At 46.4% G+C, this 19757-nt stretch carries 17 protein-coding genes and 1 pseudogene; 4 read left to right on the top strand and 14 right to left on the bottom strand.

The window, feature by feature from the left end:
* From GX016_08280 to GX016_08250, 7 genes are all read right to left on the bottom strand, one after another.
* On the bottom strand, positions 1-235 hold a 235-nt coding region (locus tag GX016_08280), incomplete at its 3' end, for an aromatic amino acid lyase (protein ID HHT71556.1).
* Positions 236-479: 244 nt separating this feature from the next.
* A complete protein-coding gene (hutP, locus tag GX016_08275; protein HHT71555.1) occupies positions 480-962 on the bottom strand; it encodes a hut operon transcriptional regulator HutP in 483 nt (160 codons plus the stop codon).
* On the bottom strand, positions 952-1935 hold the full coding sequence (locus tag GX016_08270; protein HHT71554.1) for a glycerate dehydrogenase: 984 nt from the start codon (positions 1933-1935) through the stop codon (positions 952-954). The genes hutP and GX016_08270 overlap by 11 nt, the downstream gene beginning before the upstream one ends.
* 46 nt (positions 1936-1981) lie before the next feature.
* Positions 1982-3250 carry a TRAP transporter large permease gene (locus GX016_08265; GenBank protein ID HHT71553.1) on the bottom strand — a complete coding sequence of 423 codons (1269 nt, stop codon included), beginning with the start codon at positions 3248-3250 and terminating at the stop codon, positions 1982-1984.
* A complete protein-coding gene (locus GX016_08260) occupies positions 3250-3747 on the bottom strand; it encodes a TRAP transporter small permease (GenBank protein ID HHT71552.1) in 498 nt (165 codons plus the stop codon). Before GX016_08260 ends, GX016_08265 begins: the two co-directional genes overlap by 1 nt.
* Before the next feature lie 159 nt (positions 3748-3906).
* Positions 3907-4947: a TRAP transporter substrate-binding protein gene (locus GX016_08255; GenBank protein ID HHT71551.1), complete on the bottom strand. Its 1041-nt coding sequence runs from the start codon at positions 4945-4947 to the stop codon at positions 3907-3909.
* Positions 4948-5156: 209 nt separating this feature from the next.
* Positions 5157-6392 (bottom strand): DUF2088 domain-containing protein, encoded by a 1236-nt coding sequence (locus tag GX016_08250; GenBank protein ID HHT71550.1) that lies wholly within the window; start codon positions 6390-6392, stop codon positions 5157-5159.
* A 458-nt stretch (positions 6393-6850) separates the two neighbouring features.
* On the opposite strand from GX016_08250, the gene GX016_08245 reads away from it, so the two are divergent.
* Genes GX016_08245 through GX016_08235 form a run of 3 tightly spaced genes read left to right on the top strand, consistent with a single transcriptional unit; the run spans position 6851 to position 7887 of the window.
* Positions 6851-7048, top strand: coding sequence for a spore coat associated protein CotJA (locus tag GX016_08245; GenBank protein HHT71549.1), 198 nt, complete (start codon positions 6851-6853; stop codon positions 7046-7048).
* Positions 7045-7302, top strand: coding sequence for a spore coat protein CotJB (locus GX016_08240; GenBank protein ID HHT71548.1), 258 nt, complete (start codon positions 7045-7047; stop codon positions 7300-7302). The genes GX016_08245 and GX016_08240 overlap by 4 nt, the downstream gene beginning before the upstream one ends.
* A 12-nt stretch (positions 7303-7314) precedes the next feature.
* Positions 7315-7887, top strand: coding sequence for a manganese catalase family protein (locus tag GX016_08235; protein HHT71547.1), 573 nt, complete (start codon positions 7315-7317; stop codon positions 7885-7887).
* A gap of 532 nt (positions 7888-8419) precedes the next feature.
* On the opposite strand, the gene GX016_08230 is transcribed toward GX016_08235, so the two are convergent.
* The 4 genes from GX016_08230 to GX016_08215 all read right to left on the bottom strand — a co-directional run bounded on the left by GX016_08230 (position 8420) and on the right by GX016_08215 (position 14937).
* Positions 8420-9988, bottom strand: coding sequence for a Retron-type reverse transcriptase (locus GX016_08230; GenBank protein ID HHT71546.1), 1569 nt, complete (start codon positions 9986-9988; stop codon positions 8420-8422).
* A 487-nt stretch (positions 9989-10475) separates the two neighbouring features.
* The gene (locus tag GX016_08225) at positions 10476-11243 is read right to left on the bottom strand and encodes a hypothetical protein (protein HHT71545.1); all 768 of its coding nucleotides are present in this window, start codon (positions 11241-11243) and stop codon (positions 10476-10478) included.
* Between the two features lie 186 nt (positions 11244-11429).
* On the bottom strand, positions 11430-13526 hold the full coding sequence (locus tag GX016_08220; protein HHT71544.1) for an ATP-binding protein: 2097 nt from the start codon (positions 13524-13526) through the stop codon (positions 11430-11432).
* Complete coding sequence (locus GX016_08215; protein ID HHT71543.1) at positions 13507-14937, bottom strand: fibronectin-binding protein (FBP); 1431 nt, start codon at positions 14935-14937, stop codon at positions 13507-13509. The genes GX016_08220 and GX016_08215 overlap by 20 nt, the downstream gene beginning before the upstream one ends.
* Positions 14938-15266: 329 nt before the next feature.
* Between GX016_08215 and GX016_08210 the strand changes: the two are divergent.
* Positions 15267-15515: pseudogene (locus GX016_08210) on the top strand (manganese catalase family protein).
* A 418-nt stretch (positions 15516-15933) separates the two neighbouring features.
* Here GX016_08210 and GX016_08205 read toward each other — a convergent pair.
* The 3 genes from GX016_08205 to GX016_08195 form a co-directional block, all read right to left on the bottom strand.
* Positions 15934-17253 (bottom strand): Na+/H+ antiporter NhaC family protein, encoded by a 1320-nt coding sequence (locus tag GX016_08205; protein HHT71542.1) that lies wholly within the window; start codon positions 17251-17253, stop codon positions 15934-15936.
* A gap of 79 nt (positions 17254-17332) precedes the next feature.
* Entirely contained in the window at positions 17333-18742 is a 1410-nt protein-coding gene (locus tag GX016_08200; protein ID HHT71541.1) for a citrate transporter, read from the bottom strand.
* Between the two features lie 149 nt (positions 18743-18891).
* Positions 18892-19757: Glu/Leu/Phe/Val dehydrogenase (locus GX016_08195; GenBank protein ID HHT71540.1), on the bottom strand; the 866-nt coding region annotated here is incomplete at its 5' end.

Genomic DNA, 19757 nt, shown 5'->3' with positions numbered 1-19757 from the left:
CCAAGTTTTGCTGCAAATCGTGCAGAGCATCGGGTGAGATAGCAGTGTCGCAAAGGGCTCCAAAGCCGGTACTCACACCATATGCCGGCTTCCCACTGTCCAAGTGCCGTTGTACCATTTGCCGGCCGACTTCCAGGGTTGCTTGCGCCTCTGGGCTTATCTGCACTTTTTCCCTTTCACAAGCCACTTTAATGACATCATCTATAGTAAGCCCCTGTCCTGTCAATAGTAACAAAGCCTCGACCTCCTCTAGGGCATAGCCTGCACCATACCCATAAAATGTATCAAATAAGAGTACTGAAACTATCTAAACCTGAACCACCCTTTTTCAGGTCTGGCATCACCTCGTCCGGAAAATAATAATAAAAGGCCCAGCTGCTTTTGACCTCCTAATATCTCTCGCAACTGCGCCTCTAGGTCTATTGTGTTTTCACTTTTATACTATCCTGCTTCTGAGGTCGTGTCAAGAATTGTGCCAGTTAATGTCCCAGGTGTGAAATTCCCAACCCCACACATTCGTGTTCATTCCCTTTGATGGGGCCGCCGATTTGCCCATAAAGGGCCACTGCCAACCATTGGCCTTGGGTGGGATCGCCCACAAAGCGCGGCCCTCGCACCACCGAAAACCGTAGGCCGGCTGTACGGAGTATGGTACCTAAGGCCAATTGGCCTCGGCCCACTCCATGCAGGGCTTCGAAAATAGCATGCCACAGAGCATGGTCCTCCGGATATTCTGTGCTTACAACCCCTTCTCGTCGGGAAGCTGTTTCAATGGCAGCAATAATTTTCTCCACGTTCATGGAACCTACTTGGCCGGTAACCACGCGAAAATAGCGGCGGCAATCAGCGCTGGGTTGCCAGCCATCTCCGTCCAGCAGCACCCGAAGGGCCACTTTCCCAATGGTATCGCGGTGTGACAATTTCGTACCCCCTCCCAAAAGCCATGGGAAACTACAATCCATTCACTATATTATCAGGTCTCTGGCCGTTTAGCACCTTTTTCATGTTGTTCCAGGCAGTAATCTGCATGTTGGTAAATGCCTGAGTAGTAATGCCGGCAATATGGGTAGTCAAGGTCAGGCGATTGGCCGCTTCCTCCGGCAAATTAAGCAAGGGGTGGTCCTTCCCCGGCGGTTGTGGGCTTAAGGTATCAATGGCTGCCCCTTCAATTCGGCCTTCAATCAGGGCTTGAGCCAAATCTTGTTGGTTAATAATCGGGCCGCGGGCTGTATTTATAATGATGGCGTCTTTCCTCATGAGCGCAATTGTATCTTTATTGATCAGATTCTCTGTTTCCGGCAATAGCGGCACATGCAAACTAATAATATCACAGGTTCGGTATAGTTCTTCAAGAGTGATGAACTGCAGTCCTAATTCCTGTTCCAACTCTGGCTGTCTAATTACATCGCAGTAACTTATTCTACACCCAAAGGCGTATAACCTCTTGGCCGTCTCCTTGCCAATATCTCCTAAACCCACCAAGCCTACATGGCAGGATTGAAGCTCCCTCATCCCCTTTTCCTCATAATCTTGATAGCTGGAAACAAAGTTTCCCTTTTTTATTTCCCTGTCCGCCTCCGCTGTGCGTCTCAGTGCCGCCAGTATCAACCCAGTGGTATGTTCGGCCACCGCCACTTTGTTAACACCTTTGGCATTACAGACATAGATTCCTGCTTCCCGGGCAGCCTCGATATCAATGCCGTCATAGCCTACTCCTTCAGACTGGATGAGCTTGAGGGTGCTTTTGAGCTGTTCGATTACTGCTTTGCCGGCCGGGGAAAGAGAAAGGAACAGGAAAGTTGCGCCTTCGCCAGCCTCAATTAATTCTTCATCGGTATAGGGGGTTTTGATATATTCAAGCGTAAATCCGGCCGGGGGCTGAACATTGTACCGATATATCCTCTCCCGAGGGCAGCTTACTACTACCTTTACCATCATGTATCTCCTCCGTCATAGTAATTGCAGCCTCAATCACATTAGACTATAAAAAGAGCATTGTTACTGGAGTGCAGTAGGTGGTCAGCATCAATACCACCAGCAGCGCCAGCAAGAAATACCACATGAATCTCATCATGTCCCCGATGGAAATATCAGATATGGCCGAGGCCACAAACAAGTTGATCCCATAGGGCGGGGTGACAAATCCGATGGCTAAATTCATGGTGAGCATAACACCAAAGGTAACCGGTGACATCCCTAACTTTATTACCACCGGCAACAAGATCGGCGTTAGCACTATGGTAGCCGGTATGTTGTCTATCAAGGTGCCGATCAGCAATAGAAACGCATTTATGATTAGCAACAACAGGGTTTTGTTGGACGTTATCGATGTAAGCACGGCAGCCACAGTGGCCGGGATTTGCTGCAGGCTCAGATAAGCAGCGAACGCCAGCGATAAGCCAATCATAAAAGTAGTGGCCCCGTTGATAACCACTGTATCTTTAAGGGCTTTGTACAGAGCTTCATTATCCAGTTCTTTATAAACATAGCGGCCCACAATAGTAGAGTACACCACCGAGACAACAGCCGCTTCGGTGGGGGTGAAATACCCGGAATAAATCCCGCCTAAAATAATTATCGGCGAGAGCAGAGCCCAAATAGCGTCCTTAAAGGATTCCCATACTTCCTTGACCATGACCCGGCGTTGAGTGCCCACATAGCCATGCTTCTTAGCTATGATGTAGCTGGCCAGCATGAGCGCTATTCCCATCAATATCCCCGGTAGAAAACCGGCTTTAAACAGATCGGTTATGGATGTGCTGGACACAACCCCGTAGATTACAAACGGCACGCTGGGCGGTATTATCACGCCAACCGTCCCAGCCGCTGCCGTGAGCGAGGCGCTGAAGGCTTCATCATATCCTTTGTTCTTCATGGCTGGGATCATGAAAGCGCCCACGGCCGAAGTAGTGGCCACAGCCGAACCGGATATGGCGGCAAAAAACATGCTGGTGGCCGTTGTCACCATGGCCAGGCCGCCGGTTACCGACCCCACTATTGTTTCAGCAAAATCCACCAGTCGCTTGGCAATGCCTCCGCCACTCATTATGTTCCCGGCTAACATAAAGAAGGGAATGGCCAACAGGGGGAAAGAATCAACACCGGCGACAGCGTTTTGGCTGATCATTACCAGGGGTATCTTGGAAGTAGTGACCAAGGTAATTAATGTGGCCAAACCGATTGAATAACCAATAGGAACTGTCAGTAGCATCAAGATAAAAAAGGAGCCGAACAGTATCAGCGCTGCCACTAATTGTTCCCCCCTTCACCCATGCTGAAACCCCTGATGGAATAATACATTTGGGCCGCCAAGCGGCAAGCTACCACTAACGAGCTGAAGGGGAGCACCATATAGACTAAGAACAGTGGGATTCTCATCCCGGAAGACAGAGCGTGTCGGTTGATAATAGACAGGGTTAACTGAGTCCCGTTTTGTAGTAAGAACAAGCTAAACACAAACCAAATGATAAGTCCCACAGCATCGATAATCTTACCCACCGACTCTGATTTGATTATCTGATGGATAAGATCAAGCTTGATGTGCTTGCCTTCGCGTAACGCTATACTGGTGCCAAGCCAAGTTTGCCAGATAAATATGTATCTGGAAAGCTCTTCGCTCCACGAAGGGGACAGGTTAAAGATAGATCGCATACAGACCTGGAAGAACAACAAGATTACATTGAAAACAAGACTGTACACCAACAATCGTTCTTCGATTTTGTTATAGAAATCAAATACTTTTCTCATAGTGCACCTCTTTTAGTCAGGATCCCAAGTCCTGGTATAACCGTCTGCTGAAAACAGGCCCGGCCGGAGCCGGCGACAAGAGGCTGTCCGCTGGGGCCCAGCCCACAGCCTGGGTATGTTCATTTCGCCGGCTCCGGTAAGTTTTTTTAGTCGTTTAGTCTACTTGTTATACTTTCGGGCTAAATCAAATATATCCTGACCTAATTCCTTCTCATATTTTTCATACATAGGTTGCAATGCTTCCTGAAACTTTTTGTTGTTTTCCGGGGTGATTTCGTTTACTTCCATACCGGCCTCTCTAAGTTTTTCGATATAAAGATCCGTGTCACGGAGTTCAAGTTCACGCTGCCTTTCCACCAAGAACTTCCTGCCGGCTTCCTCCACTAACGTTTTGTACTCCGCCGGTAGGCTGTTTAAGAAGTCAGCATTGATGATCATCCCGAGATAATTATAGACGTGATTAGTCAAGCTCAGATACGATTGGACTTCTTGGAATCTGGAGGTGTAAATGAGAGAGGGTGGGTTTTCTTGTGCGTCCACTGTCTTCTGCTGCAAGGCCGTGAACAATTCACTGAAGCTCATGGGGGTGGCATTGGCGCCTAGGGTCTTGAACAAATCGATAAAGACCGGGCTCTCCATTACTCTCACTTTCAGGCCCTTCAAATCAGCCGGCTCATGAATGGGTCGCTTGCTGTTGGTTAGGGAGCGGGAACCGTTGAAACCATAGCCTAGACAATCAATGCCTACTTCCTTTAACTTGGCCGTCAGTCTTTCCCCCAACTCTCCGTCTAAAGCGTTAAAACCAGCCTCAGGCGTATTGAACAAAAATGGCATGTCTAAGACCCCAAAGTCATTGGAATACATAGTCAAGACCGACGTGGCAGGTATGGCCATCTCTAAAGTTCCCAAGGCCACTGCTTCCGTTAATTGGACATCGCCACCGAGAACGGCGTTCGGGTGAATCTCCACCTTGATTTTTCCGTCCGATTCCTTCTCGACATAATCTTTGAATTCCAATGCCGCTTGGTGACTGGACCTCTCTTCCGGTTCAACGTGTCCTATTTTTATGGTGTAAGTTTCATCCTGGACCCCGTCCCCACCCGGATCACCGGCTGCAGGGCTTTCCGGTTTGCCACATCCCGTCAACATGGTAACCACTAAGGTAAGCACCAAAAGAATAGCCATTACCGACTTGTTCACAAAATCATCCTCCCTTTTTATCAAACGCTCAATTTTCCCACCTTCATCGCTTTGCTTTTCTTTTCAGTCCCTTCATTATTTTACCTGATAACTACTTTAAAGCGATAAAGCACCAGAGCAATAGACATATAATTCGACAACAAGGCCCGGTTTCCTTTTTTGATTGGTGATTCCCTATACTGTCCACCGTGATGTCGATCCATTCTTGTTCAAGTACAGATAGTCAGTCTGTTATCCCCCCCCCTCGCATAATCGAGTAGCCCCTCTGAAACCTGAATATGTTCTAGCTGCGATGTATTCTTGATCTTGACTATTTTAGGGTTCTCTCGATCGATATCCCGGCACCCTTTGAGGGCAACCCTGATAGCTTCTTCCTCGCTTGCCGCCATCAGCGGAATCTTAACATCTTCTAGACACTTGCAGGCAATCGCATTGGCATACATGGCCTTTAAATCCAGCTGTTCAAAAACATGTTTGGTAATAACATCAAAAAGGCCCACCCCGATTCCGTTCCCACAGGAAGCGGTAGTTAAGTTCAACAATACCATCTTTTGAATCTTCGGTACAGGCAGAACAAACTCTGTCAACACTGAACTTCTTCCTAGTACGTTGGGATCAAAGCCGGCCCCGGAAATATCTTTGCCTATCTCCTCCACCACCAGCACGTCCGTCACCGGAATGTTCAAATAAGGCATGTTCCTTTTCGCTATGTTTACCAGTTCCTTCTCCCGCCAGATCATGGCTTCCGCTGGAACTGCTTCTATCTGGCCTGTTTCATTATAGGCATTTTCAATAATAGCTAGCCCGAACCAGATATTAGCTCGCTCAATTATGATAGATGCAGCCTCTTCCAATATACCGGCAAATAGACAAGGGTCCTCCTCATGAATAGCAGAACAACCGATGTGGTTTCCCAGCCCAATAACAAGCATTTTACACAGGCCACTCTGCAGCTCTCCGACAAAATCCGAGTGTAGTTTAATCCTGTTAATCGGAACCACCAGATCAGCTTCAAAAGCAGTCTGGTCGAAATAGACTGAGAACCCTTTGCTTGTTTTTCCCAGTTCCACTACGTCCAAAGTAGTTACCACCGGTACAGCCAGATTCTGTTCATTGATGCCGTAACTGTCTAACAGTTCTCTTTGTCCCAGTTCCGTTCCCTTGCCATGGCTGCCCATGGCCGAAACTATAAACGGTTCGCCCCCGAGGGATTTTATTTCGTCAATGGTGGCTCTTACTATACCTAGCAAGTTGCTGATTCCACGACTCCCCACAGCAACAGCAACTCTTTTCCCTTTAACATCCCTGCGTTTAATAAAATCCTTCCCAAACTCACCTTGGATAACTTGGTCGATGCTTATCAATCTGCCCTGGTCAAATTTCTGTCTTACACAGTACATCCGCGGCAGTCTCGTCTGCAAGTCCTCTGGCAGCAAAATGGACATATCTCCACCTCCCTCACCTGCCTTACGCCAACACAATTACACGACTTGAGTCGCGAAAATATTAGGCCCAAACTGCCGCGTTTTAAGGCACCGTAAACTTTCATCGGTATTCTCTAATAAACTCTGGCCCCCCTTGTAGAATATTCGGACACTTTTAGCGTTGCTCATAAATTTAACACCGTGTTCTCTGAAAAATAGAAAGCCCAGCCGCTTTAGCTTTCTAATGCCTCTCGCAACTGCGCCTTAAAGCTCTATAATATTGCTAGTCGGAATATACCACACATTTCCTGGTCTGTCAAGACTTTGTAATGGGCTGTGTCACGGGACTATGTGATGGGCTCTGCCTACTGGGCTATCAATGAAGCAACGCTATGCTCGCCTCAGCTAACGCACCTTATCCTGTTTCATAGAATATATTACATTGATAGACCTTAGCCTTGTATAAAGGAGGCAGACGTATGCCGGACGAGAAGAAGAAAGAGCCGCAGGCCCAACAGGCCAGACCCCAGCAACTTCGGCTGGCCCGGGCTTATGTCCCTATCCAAATGTTCACCACTCGCCTAGAACCAATGGAAGGCTTAATGCGCGGAACCATATTCCCCGAACTATATATGCCTTACAAGCCCTGGAAAGGCCCAAGGGGGAATGAGTCATGATGCCGGAACAGACCCAAATGCTAATGCAGATGATGGCCCTGCAGTTTACTGCCATAGATCTAAATCTGTATCTGGACACCCATCCCGAGGATCAGCGAGCACTCATGGATTACAACGCTATAGTCCAAGAGCTGGCAATAATAAAAGACCAATATAGCCGCCGCTTCGGCCCCATCAGCAACTTTGGCTCAGCCCCCAGCCAGTATCCGTGGGCCTGGGTCAACGAGCCTTGGCCGTGGGAAGTCACATTCTAGGAGGGAAAAAACATGTGGATATACGAAAAAAAATTAGAATACCCCGCACGAGTAAGCGGCCCCAACCCCGCCCTGGCCAAGGTAGTCATAACTCAATACGGAGGCCCTGACGGAGAGTTGGCTGCGTCCCTGCGCTATCTTACCCAGCGCTATAGCATGCCTACCGGTCGGGGAAAGGCCGTGCTCACCGATATCGGCACCGAAGAGCTAGCTCACATGGAAATTGTAGCTACCTTGGTATATAATCTCATTCGCGATGCTTCCATCGCCGAAATCAAAGCGGCCGGCATGGACGGTTACTATGCCGACCACGATAAAGGTATTTACTTTGTTAACGCTTCCGGTATGCCTTGGACCGCGGCCTACATCCAATCCAAAGGCGATCCCGTCACCGACCTGCACGAAAACATGGCCGCCGAACAAAAAGCCCGCTCCACCTACGAGTACCTCATTCAACTGTCCGACGATCCCCTGGTCACCGACACCCTTCGCTTCCTACGGGAACGAGAGGTTGTCCACTACCAACGCTTCGGCGAACTGCTGCAGTATATTTATGAGTGGCAGGATAGCCAGCGAGTGTTCTAAGAGTGAAGGCCTGACACCGCGTAAGTGTTAGGCCTTGTTTAATCATGTTTCAAATGATACTTAACCTGCGAGCTTAGTTTTCCTATCACCAACATTAACTCACTTTAGAAAGAATAGGGATATCTTACGGCTGTATTGTGGTTAATCTAATAGAAGGTCAGGGAGACTAGCCATGGTACACTATAGAATTATAGCTGCAAAACTTCAGAATGGCTATGCAGCCTGGCCCAAAGTGATGATTTAATCCCTTGTTCTGCCTAACTCGACTGTGAATATGCTGCAGTGTGCATTTGGGGATACCCCATGGTGAGGGTTACCAACAAGCCCAGCTTCGCAAGAAAGCTCAGCTAACGAACAATTTCACAATCAAAAATGTTAACCCTTCTAGTAATTTCGCAACAATTCGGCTCAAAACTTGCTTAGCCTTCCGTTTTAACGTCTATTTCTCCACAATGTTAAACTGGATACGCTTGCTTTGCCACGGAAGAGTTCAATATCTAACCTGGCATTTCCTTAGCTCAGGCCTGTGTTATTAAGCCTTGGCCCACCTGATTATAAGCTTATCCAGCAATCCCTGCGGATGTACTGAACGCAGGAAGAAGCTACGTTCGTCAGCTGGCAAGGTATAGGCTGCATACAAATATGCCCGCTTGCTCCAGGGATCCATCACCGAAACTTCCTCTTTCAGCTCACGTAGCCAATCAACTGCTCCAGATGCTGCCGCAGCAAGAATTATTTTCCTTCTGTTATAAGGCGGGGCCTCTCGGTATTTCCTAATTAGCCTAGCTATGTGATTTAGCTGCGGAGTTTTGCCGAAAAGATGAAGAATGGATAGTTGAATGTATTCATTCGACTTTACAATATCCGAATCAAGAAGATTGATCAATCTATCGCCAATTGTTTCCCAGTCAACGGTACTGGCACCCACTCCAACCGACATGAAATAACGGCATATTTCGCTGACTGCAGGCAACATCTCGTCAAAATTATCCAGAATATACTCTACTGCAGCTGGATGCCCAACTTGGGCCAGTCGCCTTATGAACCATCTCAAACGAACAAAGTTAGGCTCTTCTTTAGACAAATACTCTGATAGAATCTTTTCTACAACGGCAGGACTAAAAGATCTCAGTTCCTCTTCTGAGAGATCACTAATACGAACCATATGGTACGGATTGCCATCCGAATGTAGCCTAACTATGTTAAGTAAATCACGCTCTAGATCGTTAAGAGGCTGATCCTCTACCATCCTGTCACATAGTGACTGAAAATTACACGTGTTATAGATACTTGTCTTACACCGGTTTAAGTGTAGCCGCTGTTGTTTATCCAGAATTTCCGCTAGCTGACTAAGACTGCGGCGTGCCTCACGTTTACCACTTATAAAGATCATGATATCGTCAACATAACGACAATATGTAAGTCCTCTTGCGAGCAAACTATTGTCCACCGGAATCAATGCTGCTTCCGCCAGGATATGGGCAGCGTGCGGACCAACAGGTATACCGCGAGAGACTTTTGCTGTCAGAGTTCCTAGAAGGCGGTTAATCCATTTGATAGCTGGGTTCGGAAAACCAGACTCGATTAGCTGATTTTCAACAGTATGATGATAGATCTGATTATAGAAGTCAGAGATATCCGTAACTAACACATATTGATATTTCTCTGATAGTGCGCGGCAGTGACCCCAAAAGTCATTCCAGGAATCATTGGTCTGCCATAAGTCACCATTGACAGATGGGCTGAAGCGGTAGCTGAATACACGTTTCTCCGAGGTTGGACGCCTTCTTGCCTCAATTCCTTTTCCGAATGCATAAACAAGCGATGTCAGGATGATGCTATCAAGCGGGTCAAGTTGGCTGGCCACACGATACGAAAGGTCGTCTTTAGGGACTATGAAACGCCGGGGTGCAGTTGGATTATGGTTTGAGATGTTGAGTTTTGTAATATCATTGACGGCATCAGGCAGCAACTTCTCAAGGATATTGATTTCTATCGGCCTCGGAAAAAGGTCCGTATCACTATTCCTTAATAAAGAATTGAGCGCCCATTCAACAGAAGCGCCCTCTAGCTTCATTCCCGCACTCACTCCTTTCTTCATGTTAGCATAATGCCCCTGCATACCAACTGTATTACGATCTGGTCCCGCTAGAAACTTGGTTGCGCACCATTGCGCTCCCTTGTTTTTGTATTAGAGGGTCAGGCGTAATTATCTCTCGTATAACAAAATAATTTTATGCTAAAAACAAATCTCTCCGGATATCGAACCTGCAGCGAGTCGAACACTACAGGAGAGTTTTGAAAAGCACCGGTAGGTGTTATTGTAGGTTCTAGATAAAAGCACCTCAGCACTGGCTAATTGAAATCTTCCGCATAATTGTTCGTTTTCATATCTGCAAGCACCTTCTGCATAAGAACTCCAATCTCAATGTTATGCTCTAAACGTCAACGTTCAGGATCTCATACCCTTTTATAAGGGATACAATGCAGACAAATTTATATGCGTCAACGAGCGCAAAGCTTGTTTGCCGAATTGTACAACCCTTGCCTGTTTAGATTGTAAGCATAGATGTGATCACCTTCAAGCCTTAGCATCTAGACCAATTGTAATTATCAAATACTTGATATCCACATTTTAAGCACTTGGCTGTGTACTCTCCCATTTGTGCATCTCTTAGCAGGGTAGGACCTGGATATGGTTTGTTCAGTTTGGCCCACCTGCCACACGCACAGTGATCACACCAGATGTGAATCAAGTAATCATTTGGAGTTAATTGTGCATACTTTGGAAGGCTTTTGATGGTATGCCTTTCAAGCTTAGTCCTAGCAATGTCACGAATAACCTTTTGATGATAAGTCGGATCTTCTTCAACAACATCATATACCACATGTATTGGATTAAACTGGCTTGTCCAGCTAAAATCCCGGTTATCAGTCCAAGAAACCAATAGAATCTTCTTCACTTCCCTGCGTATTAGGTCATGAACGCAGTCGTCACCATCTTCGAAACTAAGTAAGTCTATAGGATATACGACCGCTACATCGATTGATCTTGGGGATGACATCCATGTTCTTGGATTCATGGAGTCTAAGAAAAGGGTGTATCCACCATGAATCTTTATAGGAGTTCCAGATTTTGCTCTTTTAACATTGAGTATTGGAGACAAATAACTTACCACGTGGGACATAGAGCTGGCTCTAAATAGAACAGTCGCAGGGGCAGGATATAACGATAACGAAATTGCCAACGCAACAACGTGTTTTTCATTCTGATGTGTACCTGTCAGCAATAAAAACCTGGCATCGGAATTCAAAAATGATACAATACGCAACATTACTTCTTCTTTGTTACTCACAAAACTTCACCTCCTTTATCGCTAAAAACGGAAATTTGAGACCCATGTTGGCCTTTGTGATTAAAGTGCTACCGACTACCTAAGCCGAATCTCAATTTATCTAACACATACACCCTTTTGACCTTGAAAAACAGAATGGCCAAAGATTTGTTTGGTTTTTCGTGTTATTTGCGTAATGGCACCAACTCAGATATCTTTTTCGCTCTTTGTCTTACCTTGCCAAGAATCAGCAATTTGTTCCCAATCCACATCTCTAGTTTTTTCACCGGTCCAAACATCCCAAAAATCAGGGTCGTCTGATTGTGGTTGTTGCTCTTTCGGCAAATCCCTCATCCGTACTAGTACAGGCAGTTCGGACGCCCAACCCAGCAGAATTGCGTTTTGAGAAGGAAGCAGAGGAAGCTCCCTAAGCAGTCCTTTGAGGTTGTCAGGTACAAACCGATAAACTAAGTCTTGATCCCGGCCATTGCTGATTCGATGGATGAGAAAAGTGTTGCATTGAGAAAGAACGGTGGGGGATAATTCCGAAGGACGTTGTGACGATAACACCAACCCTAATCCAAACTTGCGCCCTTCCCTGGCAATACGCTCAAATACCTGGCAACACACAGCACCAGCATCTTGACTTTCGGAATCCTTTTTGTAGTCTTTTATAAAAGTATGGGCTTCTTCCATTACTAATACTGTTGGAAGGACTTTGTGTTCATTATTAATCTTTCGATATCTTTGCAGTGCCTCAAAAACCATCCTAGCAATAACTGCAGTAATGACGTGAATGATGTCTGAGGGTACTAAGGATAGGTCGATAATCGTCAAGCTCCCATTCTCGGCTCGATTGCCACCGATATAGTCCCTTAGCCATTGGCTCAGGTTAATGTCACTATTGTCGTTAGTTATAGATTGCATGCGAGTATCAGCAAGCATAGTTCGAATGCGCATAATCAGAGAATCGAGATACTGAGTTACCCCTTCTGCTTCTGATAAGATCTGAAGGTGATCAGCAAAATCTGTTCCTGAGAAAGCAATTGGTACATCTTCCGATGGGCCCTCCTGATAGATTATTCCGCCCAATTTGCTTAACAGGTCACACATCGAGGCAGTAATTTCCTCAACTTGTTTCTCAGTGAAAGCTCTGTAGTATTCAACTGTTTTCCTATCCTTTTCAAACCTATTATGAGTTGCCAACAGAGCCTCCTGTATTTTATCAACAATTTCTCTTATGTCATCGTCGAATTCAGATAAATCTACGGCCCTCGATTCAAGATCAGTACTCATAGCTCTTAATCTGAACCCAAATCTTGATTCTTCGGTCCTTATCGCTCCGGTTTTCATATCCCGTCTTATGGATATTAAGTTGGACGAAAGGTACCTTCTGAGAGCTAGCTTCTTCTCATCTTCTCCCAACTCTGCAATACTATTGTGACCTGCCTTCACCTCCCGTAGAGCTCTCCTTAGCAAAGGTCTTTGGGTTTTCCCACTAGCCTGAGAAAAAGAACTCCACTCCGCACTATTCCAGAACCAAAGAGGCACCTTGAGCGGCTTTTCATCATCGCCTGGTTCTACTTTGAAAAGCCGTGGCTTAAACAAACCATCTTCTTTAAAAGCTCGTGCATACTCCCCATTAGGATCCAGTATGATAAATCTGGCATTAGGCACTTCGGCATGTTGATGCGCTGCTTCTAACGACCATCGGATCAAACCTGCAACCGAGCACGATTTGCCACTTCCGGTATTACCAAGCACCGCCAGGTGACGCCCAAAAAGGCGGTCAGGATCAACACAAACATCTGCATTTCCGGCTAATAGACTAGTGCCAATCTTGACCCTTCGTTTGTCCCCAGATTCTACGATAGAGTGTAGCTGTTGCTGTGTAGGAAGTAACACACTATCGCCAACAGACGGCAGTACATCGGCACCACGTCTAAAACAATACTGTTCTTTAAACCCATCACCTATCGTTTTGTGAAGTGTTCCCAGTGGGTTAATTCTCATTTGTCGCGATGGATACGGCAGATCCACTAAGCCAAAGTCCTGCATAACATATCGCTTGGGATAACTGGACCGTTCAATAGTTATGGATTCAACCTGACCTACCATATAGCCCTCATCAGTAAGAATCAGCACATAGCCATTAACCCGCGGGAATGAGCGGGGCGTTCCAGTGTTTAATGCAACCGAATCGGGTGTTTCGGTATCAAGTAAAACTTTAATTTCATCGGGTGAAACAAATTCTACGGTTCCTATACGTAACGATTCGACGTATTCAAACGGGCTTAAGCTCATCTAGCCTTCCCCCTTGTCCGTGATCTTTATCATCCTTCTCTACTTGCTCTGTTCCGAAACGAGCCGCTAGCAGTTTAGACATTTTGAAAGTAATACGATCAATGGACGGTTTGGGTAAGTAGTAATTAACTAGATTATCTAGACTGCCAAGATGACTTCCAATCAATAATGTTGTTTGAGCTGGACGTGCAACTTTTTCATATGTCTTCCTGATCCGATCTAATGAATCATCATATGAGATGATAACTAAATGGGTAGATGGAATGGTTAGCATGTCCTCTATCACTCTGTTAATGTGCTCGTCACCAAAACTATATCCATAAGTAACTAATGTGTTGTTTGGCCTACACACAGCTGCAGCAAAGTCCCGGAACAATTCTACATAAGGATAAGCAGCTGTTTCTCGGTCCTTAGCAGAGTTGGGGTAAATTATCAGATCTAATGCAGTCGCATTATTTAGTCCAGGTGCTTTGAAATATGGTTCTACAGATTCACTACCAAACGGTAGCCCCATCCGCCGGATATCACGACCCGCATAGATCCAGTCCACAGAACCGTGGAGCTTAGTAAAGCGAGCAACACCCTCAAGGTAGCGAGGTTCTCCCCGAATACCTGGCGGGTTATAGTGCATATCTATGTTTAGCCGTGATGAGCGAAATAGTGGGGCCAGGTTTCCTACAAAACGGTCTAATAAATGTAGCCCTGCTATTTCGGCACCAGCTTCAATCAAACGATCATAATTGGTTGTGAAAATGTGGAGTCTATCCCGCGTTCCTGAACGACTAGCGAAGCTCATTAGAAAGTTAACAAGATAGTCAAATGCCTTCTCTCTCTGAGAAGCAGAAGCAATATGCCTTTCCCCGTTAAGAATCGTTGCTGCAAAATTCCTTAATGCTTGTGAAATTTCTTCTCTAAGGCTTCCAATTTGCTGCTTAAGTTTTTCAGGACCGTCAGACTGAGCACAAGGTGTACAATAATGCTCAAGCCCTAATAATAGTTCATTGGCAACTCGAATTTGGTCCTCTATATTAGCTTCTTTTCTTCCTGCATTTTTCGCTGTCGAACTAGCAGCTTGGTTTATTTGCTCATTAAAAACATCGAACTTTATTTTCCCCATGCCGGGTAATTGGCTGTTTTGGGCTATCCTGTAAACCGAATGAGTTAGCCCAGATCCTATGAGTAAAGAAAGATATTCAGATTGAAACAACGCAGTTAACCAAGGCTCAATACGACGCCGCAGATCAAATGGGCTCACTGTACCTTCGTCCTTGAGCCAAGAACACCTTGATTCTGGACAAAGTTTAAATAGGTTCTTCTCAATTTGCTCTAGATACACAGGATAATGATCGTCCCGACCTTTTATGATGTGTTTCTCTTTTTTAATATTCTCTCCCTTTATTTCCTCACTCATTTCGCACTCCCCCTTCATTTCACGCGATTATAGCCCGCCGTCTAACGAATCCTTACATCAGCCATTTTCCCAATTATGTCTTACCATTTTGTCAATTCTAATTTCTATATCTAAGTAAAGAATCCCTTTCATGCCACCTGTGGAACTGGCAGGGTTCCATGCCAACCTCGACAGATGTTCTTGAGAAAAGGCCGTATTCTTAATTAAATTCATGACTTTATCCTGTATTAGCTTTAAAAACTCGATAGCCCAAGTTTGTTTTATGAACGGTGCATATAGTCGCTCTTTGATTTCAGATGGATAACGTTGATAAAAACTGGGTTGTTAAAGCTTCCGCTATACCTTGGACCGCGGCCTACATCCAATCCAAAGGCGACCCCGTCACCGACCTGCACGAAAACATGGCCGCCGAACAAAAAACCCGTTCCACCTACGAGTACCTCATTCAACTGTCGGACGATCCCCTGGTCACCGACACCCTACGCTTTCTCCGGGAACGGGAAGTGGTACACTACCAACGCTTCGGCGAACTGCTGCAGCATGTTTACGAATGGCAAGACAGCCAGAAAGTGTTCTAAGAGTGAAGGCCTGACACCTACAAGATGTCGGGCCTTAATCTTTCATATCATCCGGTAAATCCCTCTTCAATTTCCTTAGCTTCTTCCAACGTAATGTGCCCTGTTCAAGCTAATCCGGTCAGCCTTCCGAATCTTGATGCACTAATCGGGCAACCAATTAATACCTTTCGGCTGTATCGTGGTATGTTGAAAGCAATGAAAGTCAGGGGGGACTGCGTATGGTGCACTACAAAGTCATAGTAGAACAACATCATGATGGCTATGTAGTCTACCCCTTAGGGTTAAAAGGGGCAATCGTTGCTGAAGGTAATTACCTAAAAGGGGCCGTAGAGACAATCGTCTCCAACGGGCCCCTTGGTTTTTTCCCGGGTCGGAATCAAACTCAATCTTAATGGGGTAACAAATCGCTGCGGCTTACTTAGGCTTTATCCTTAGCAGGGGTTCCAAAGGAACCCAGATTTGGCCAGCCTGTAGCGATTGCAATTATAGCCGCAACGAATAAAAAATGTGAATAGGTGGTGTATGGAATGATTAAGAGCGGGTTAATACCGGTTACACCGGCAGCCGAAAGCATGTTACCACTGTATGGAATATTGGTATGGAACACGCAGGCGAATATATCCAATAAGCTGGCTGTACGACGTGGATCAACCCCATGTTCATCGCTAATCTGCTTAGCAATAGGACCTGCCGTTACAATAGCAACGGTGTTATTGCCGGTGCATATTTCGCAAAATGTTGCTAGGGCTGCGATACCGAATTCTGCCTGTTTTCTATTGCTTATCCTCTGATTAATGGCGTTTAGAATCCAAGTAATACCGCCGTTATACTTCACAATCCCCACAATACCACCAATTGCTATGGCGATGAGGGACACGTTCGCCATACCCATCATTCCATCATAAAGAACGTTGGCGCATTCTATCATGGTAAACGAACCGTGGGCGAATCCGATAACCGCTGATAGGGTGATCCCCGTTAGTAGGACCACAAATACGTTCATTCCGACCAGTGCTGTGACAACGACTACAATATAGGGTAGTATTTTAATGAGGCTGTATTCGAGAATATCAAGTTCAACAACTGATAGCCCCTTTGCCTTGATGGCATATACAATAACTGTAAGAATCGCAGCAGGCAAGGCTATAAGAAAGTTAGCTCTAAATTTATCTTTCATTTCCACGCCACTTAATCTTGTCGCAGCAATAGTCGTATCAGAAACAAAAGATAGGTTGTCCCCAAAGATGGCACCGCTTACCACCGCACCGATTACAAACGGTGCCGGCAAGCCGGTTTTCTCCACGATTCCCATGGCAATGGGCCCAAGAGCGACAATTGTCCCTACAGAGGTCCCCATAGCGAACGAGATAAAACAACCTACTACAAATAGTCCTGGTATTATCAAGTCTGCCGGTACAACATTCAAGCTCAGATTTACGACCGAATCAACGCCGCCCATGGCCTTCGAGACTGTTGTAAACATGCCTGCCAGTAAGAATACAAGTACCATGACAATGATGTTCGGGTCACCGGACCCCGCCGCAAAAATATCCACTTTTTCATTGAAGCTAAGTTCCCTATTCATGGCAAAGGCTACCCCGACCGCGATCATCATCAACACCAGCGGCGGAACGGCCCTTGCGCTGCCTAGTAACAGGGCAATCCCCAGGGATAACCCGAGGTAGACCACAATCGGAAGCAGGGCTAAAAAGCTACCTTCTTTATTGTTGTTAATCATTATGGCGCCTCCTTTAGCTTAAACCTGTCCTTGCATGTTCGATGTTCTTCTCCTCCGTCTACAGTTGCCCGAAAACACCTTAAACAAAGGAGCCGAACTGGGGCCAGTAGTTAAGAAACAAGTAGCCCATCAATGTGATAACTGTAACAGTGGCTATTGCTAATACCATACCGTGCTTTAGCAGGGCTTTTGGATCCATGCCATATCCAACTGGAATGGCGCGCACTGAGAGCGGGAGGATGTAGGCACTATTGAAAGCTGCAATGCTAATGTATATATACGGTAAAGGGTCAAGCCCCAACTGTTTTGTGATACTGAGTACAATTGGAACCGATATAGCTGCTGCAGCAGTATTGCTGGATACCTCAGCGAGAAAGCAGGTGAATACGACGAAAATGGCAATGGTTAGTAATCCGCCGTTCAGGTCAAATCGTACAAGAAGATCTGCCACAGAAGCCGCGGCGCCTGTTTCGATAATTAGTTGCCCTGCCGCCAGGCCACCGGCAAATAACAGTAGCATACCCCACATTACGCATTTTTCAGCCTTGGGCCAATCAAGTAGCCTTTTGCCCTCCTCATCGCTGCACACAAAGGTGAAAACCCCAAAGATCAAAAATATATAGGCGGGCTTCAGCGCAGGAAGCAAAGCGGAATAGGCTGGCCTAATGAAAGCTAACAGTGTTGGTGTAAGGAATAGTGCCAGGCTGATGCGTTCACTACGTTGCATGGGCGGAAGCCGGCGGTATTCCTCTCGAAAGAATTCCCGCGTACCCTTTAGATGGCTGACACTGGTCTTAATTGTACATAAATAAGCAGTGTTTACTATCACCAAGGCCACCAAGAAGGGCATCAGCTGTTTGACCCAGGTGATGTACATGAATTCCTGACCAATTAACTGCTCGATATAATTGATAGCCACTAGATTCATGGCCCCACCTAAAGGTGTACCGCAACCGCCGACCCCGGAACCCCACGCGATGGCCAGTAAGATAACCGCCCCAATTTCACTGTTGGCCGGGTCTTTCTCCCCAAGGAAGGTCAGCATAGAGATAGCGATTGGCGTTAGAATGGCACATACCATCACATTGGGAAGAAAAGCGGAAAGCCCCGCCGCCACCACAAACCAAGTGACTATTTGCTGTTTGACAGAAGGCCCGATCAGGGATAGTGCCTTGAGAGACAGGCGCTTGTCCAGTCCCGTTTCGCTCCAGGTGATGCTAACTAAGTCGGCGCCAAGTAATAATACCACAATTTCGGACGCATACTGACTAATCACCTGTGCCATGGGAACCAAATCAAACAGCGCGTTGACTACAATGGGAAGCAAGGCCGTGACGGCGATGTGAACCGGACGTGTAATCCACCAGCTAGCCATCCAAAGAATCGTACCGATAGCTGCCTTGGCTGGTACGCTAAACCACCCCTGTGGCAGCAGCAATGCCATTAAAAATATTATTGGTCCAATTAGCAGCGCAGCAGAATTTTGTATAGGCTTCATCCTACTTGTGCTCATAAAGTCTTTCAACTCGCATTCTCGTTTTCTATTTAGCTGATTAACCCGTATAAGCATCGATATATGGTATTTAATCAACTGGGTCTACTGACTTAAACCATCTTTAAGCGCAACGCCGAAAACGGTTAGAACCTACCCCGCATCTCCATTGCCTGTACAATTTTATCCAATGCTATCATCCATGCTGCAATTCTAAGAGGTACACCCTTTTCCTGGGCCACTTGCCACACACCATCAAACACTCCAACCATGTGCTTCTGTAGCCGTTCTAAAACTTCGGCCTCGGACCAGAAATACATGTATAGATCCTGCACCATTTCGAAGTAGGAAGTAACGGCCCCGCCGACATTGGCAACGATGTCCGGAATCAATACAACACCATGGCCTAGGAGATACTCCTCTGCTTCCGGGGTGGTTGGGCCGTTGGCACCCTCAATAACAATTTTGGCCTTAACCTGTTCTACGTTGTCTCCCCTGATTTGGCTTTGGATTGCTGCCGGAATTAGTACATCGCAGTCCAAGGCGAAGAATTCCTCCATGGAAATTACATCCCCTCCTGCCCAACCGGACAGAACCTTGTTTTGAGCCGCATATTCCCGCCCATCACGCACATTCATTCCGGCCGGATTATACCAGGCCCCGCTAACGTCCGCTATTCCAATAACTTTGGCCCCCTTGCCTTCAAGAATTTGGGCCGCGGTCCCACCCAGGTTACCAAAGCCCTGAACAGCAACCGTCTTGCCTTCAACCTTTTCCCCCTGTAAACCTAAATACCGTTCCAGGACATATACAAGACCGGTTCCGGTGGCTTTATTACGGGCTAATGATCCCCCAAGGAGGGGCGGTTTGCCGGCCAAAGCACCGGGTTCGTGTTCGCCTAAGCACTGTTCATATTCGTCAATGAACCAACCCATTATTTTTTGTGGGGTCCCAATATCCGGGCCTGGGATATCTTTTCGTGTACCCATTACCAGCCTGATTTCACGGACAT

Source organism: Bacillota bacterium (genome assembly GCA_012837285.1).
GTDB lineage: Bacteria > Bacillota > DTU030 > DUMP01 > DUMP01 > DUNI01.
Note: the sequence above shows the minus strand (reverse complement) of the source record. Positions and strands in the feature narration are given on the sequence as shown.

Coding starts and splice junctions, on each gene's coding strand:
- GX016_08205 (HHT71542.1), bottom strand. CDS start 17,253: ATGATTAACAACAATAAAGAAGGTAGCTTTTTAGCCCTGCTTCCGATT.
- GX016_08215 (HHT71543.1), bottom strand. CDS start 14,937: ATGAGTGAGGAAATAAAGGGAGAGAATATTAAAAAAGAGAAACACATC.
- GX016_08235 (HHT71547.1), top strand. CDS start 7,315: ATGTGGATATACGAAAAAAAATTAGAATACCCCGCACGAGTAAGCGGC.
- GX016_08230 (HHT71546.1), bottom strand. CDS start 9,988: ATGAAGAAAGGAGTGAGTGCGGGAATGAAGCTAGAGGGCGCTTCTGTT.
- GX016_08260 (HHT71552.1), bottom strand. CDS start 3,747: ATGAGAAAAGTATTTGATTTCTATAACAAAATCGAAGAACGATTGTTG.
- GX016_08240 (HHT71548.1), top strand. CDS start 7,045: ATGATGCCGGAACAGACCCAAATGCTAATGCAGATGATGGCCCTGCAG.
- GX016_08270 (HHT71554.1), bottom strand. CDS start 1,935: ATGGTAAAGGTAGTAGTAAGCTGCCCTCGGGAGAGGATATATCGGTAC.
- GX016_08220 (HHT71544.1), bottom strand. CDS start 13,526: ATGAGCTTAAGCCCGTTTGAATACGTCGAATCGTTACGTATAGGAACC.
- GX016_08245 (HHT71549.1), top strand. CDS start 6,851: ATGCCGGACGAGAAGAAGAAAGAGCCGCAGGCCCAACAGGCCAGACCC.
- GX016_08250 (HHT71550.1), bottom strand. CDS start 6,392: ATGTCCATTTTGCTGCCAGAGGACTTGCAGACGAGACTGCCGCGGATG.
- hutP (HHT71555.1), bottom strand. CDS start 962: ATGGATTGTAGTTTCCCATGGCTTTTGGGAGGGGGTACGAAATTGTCA.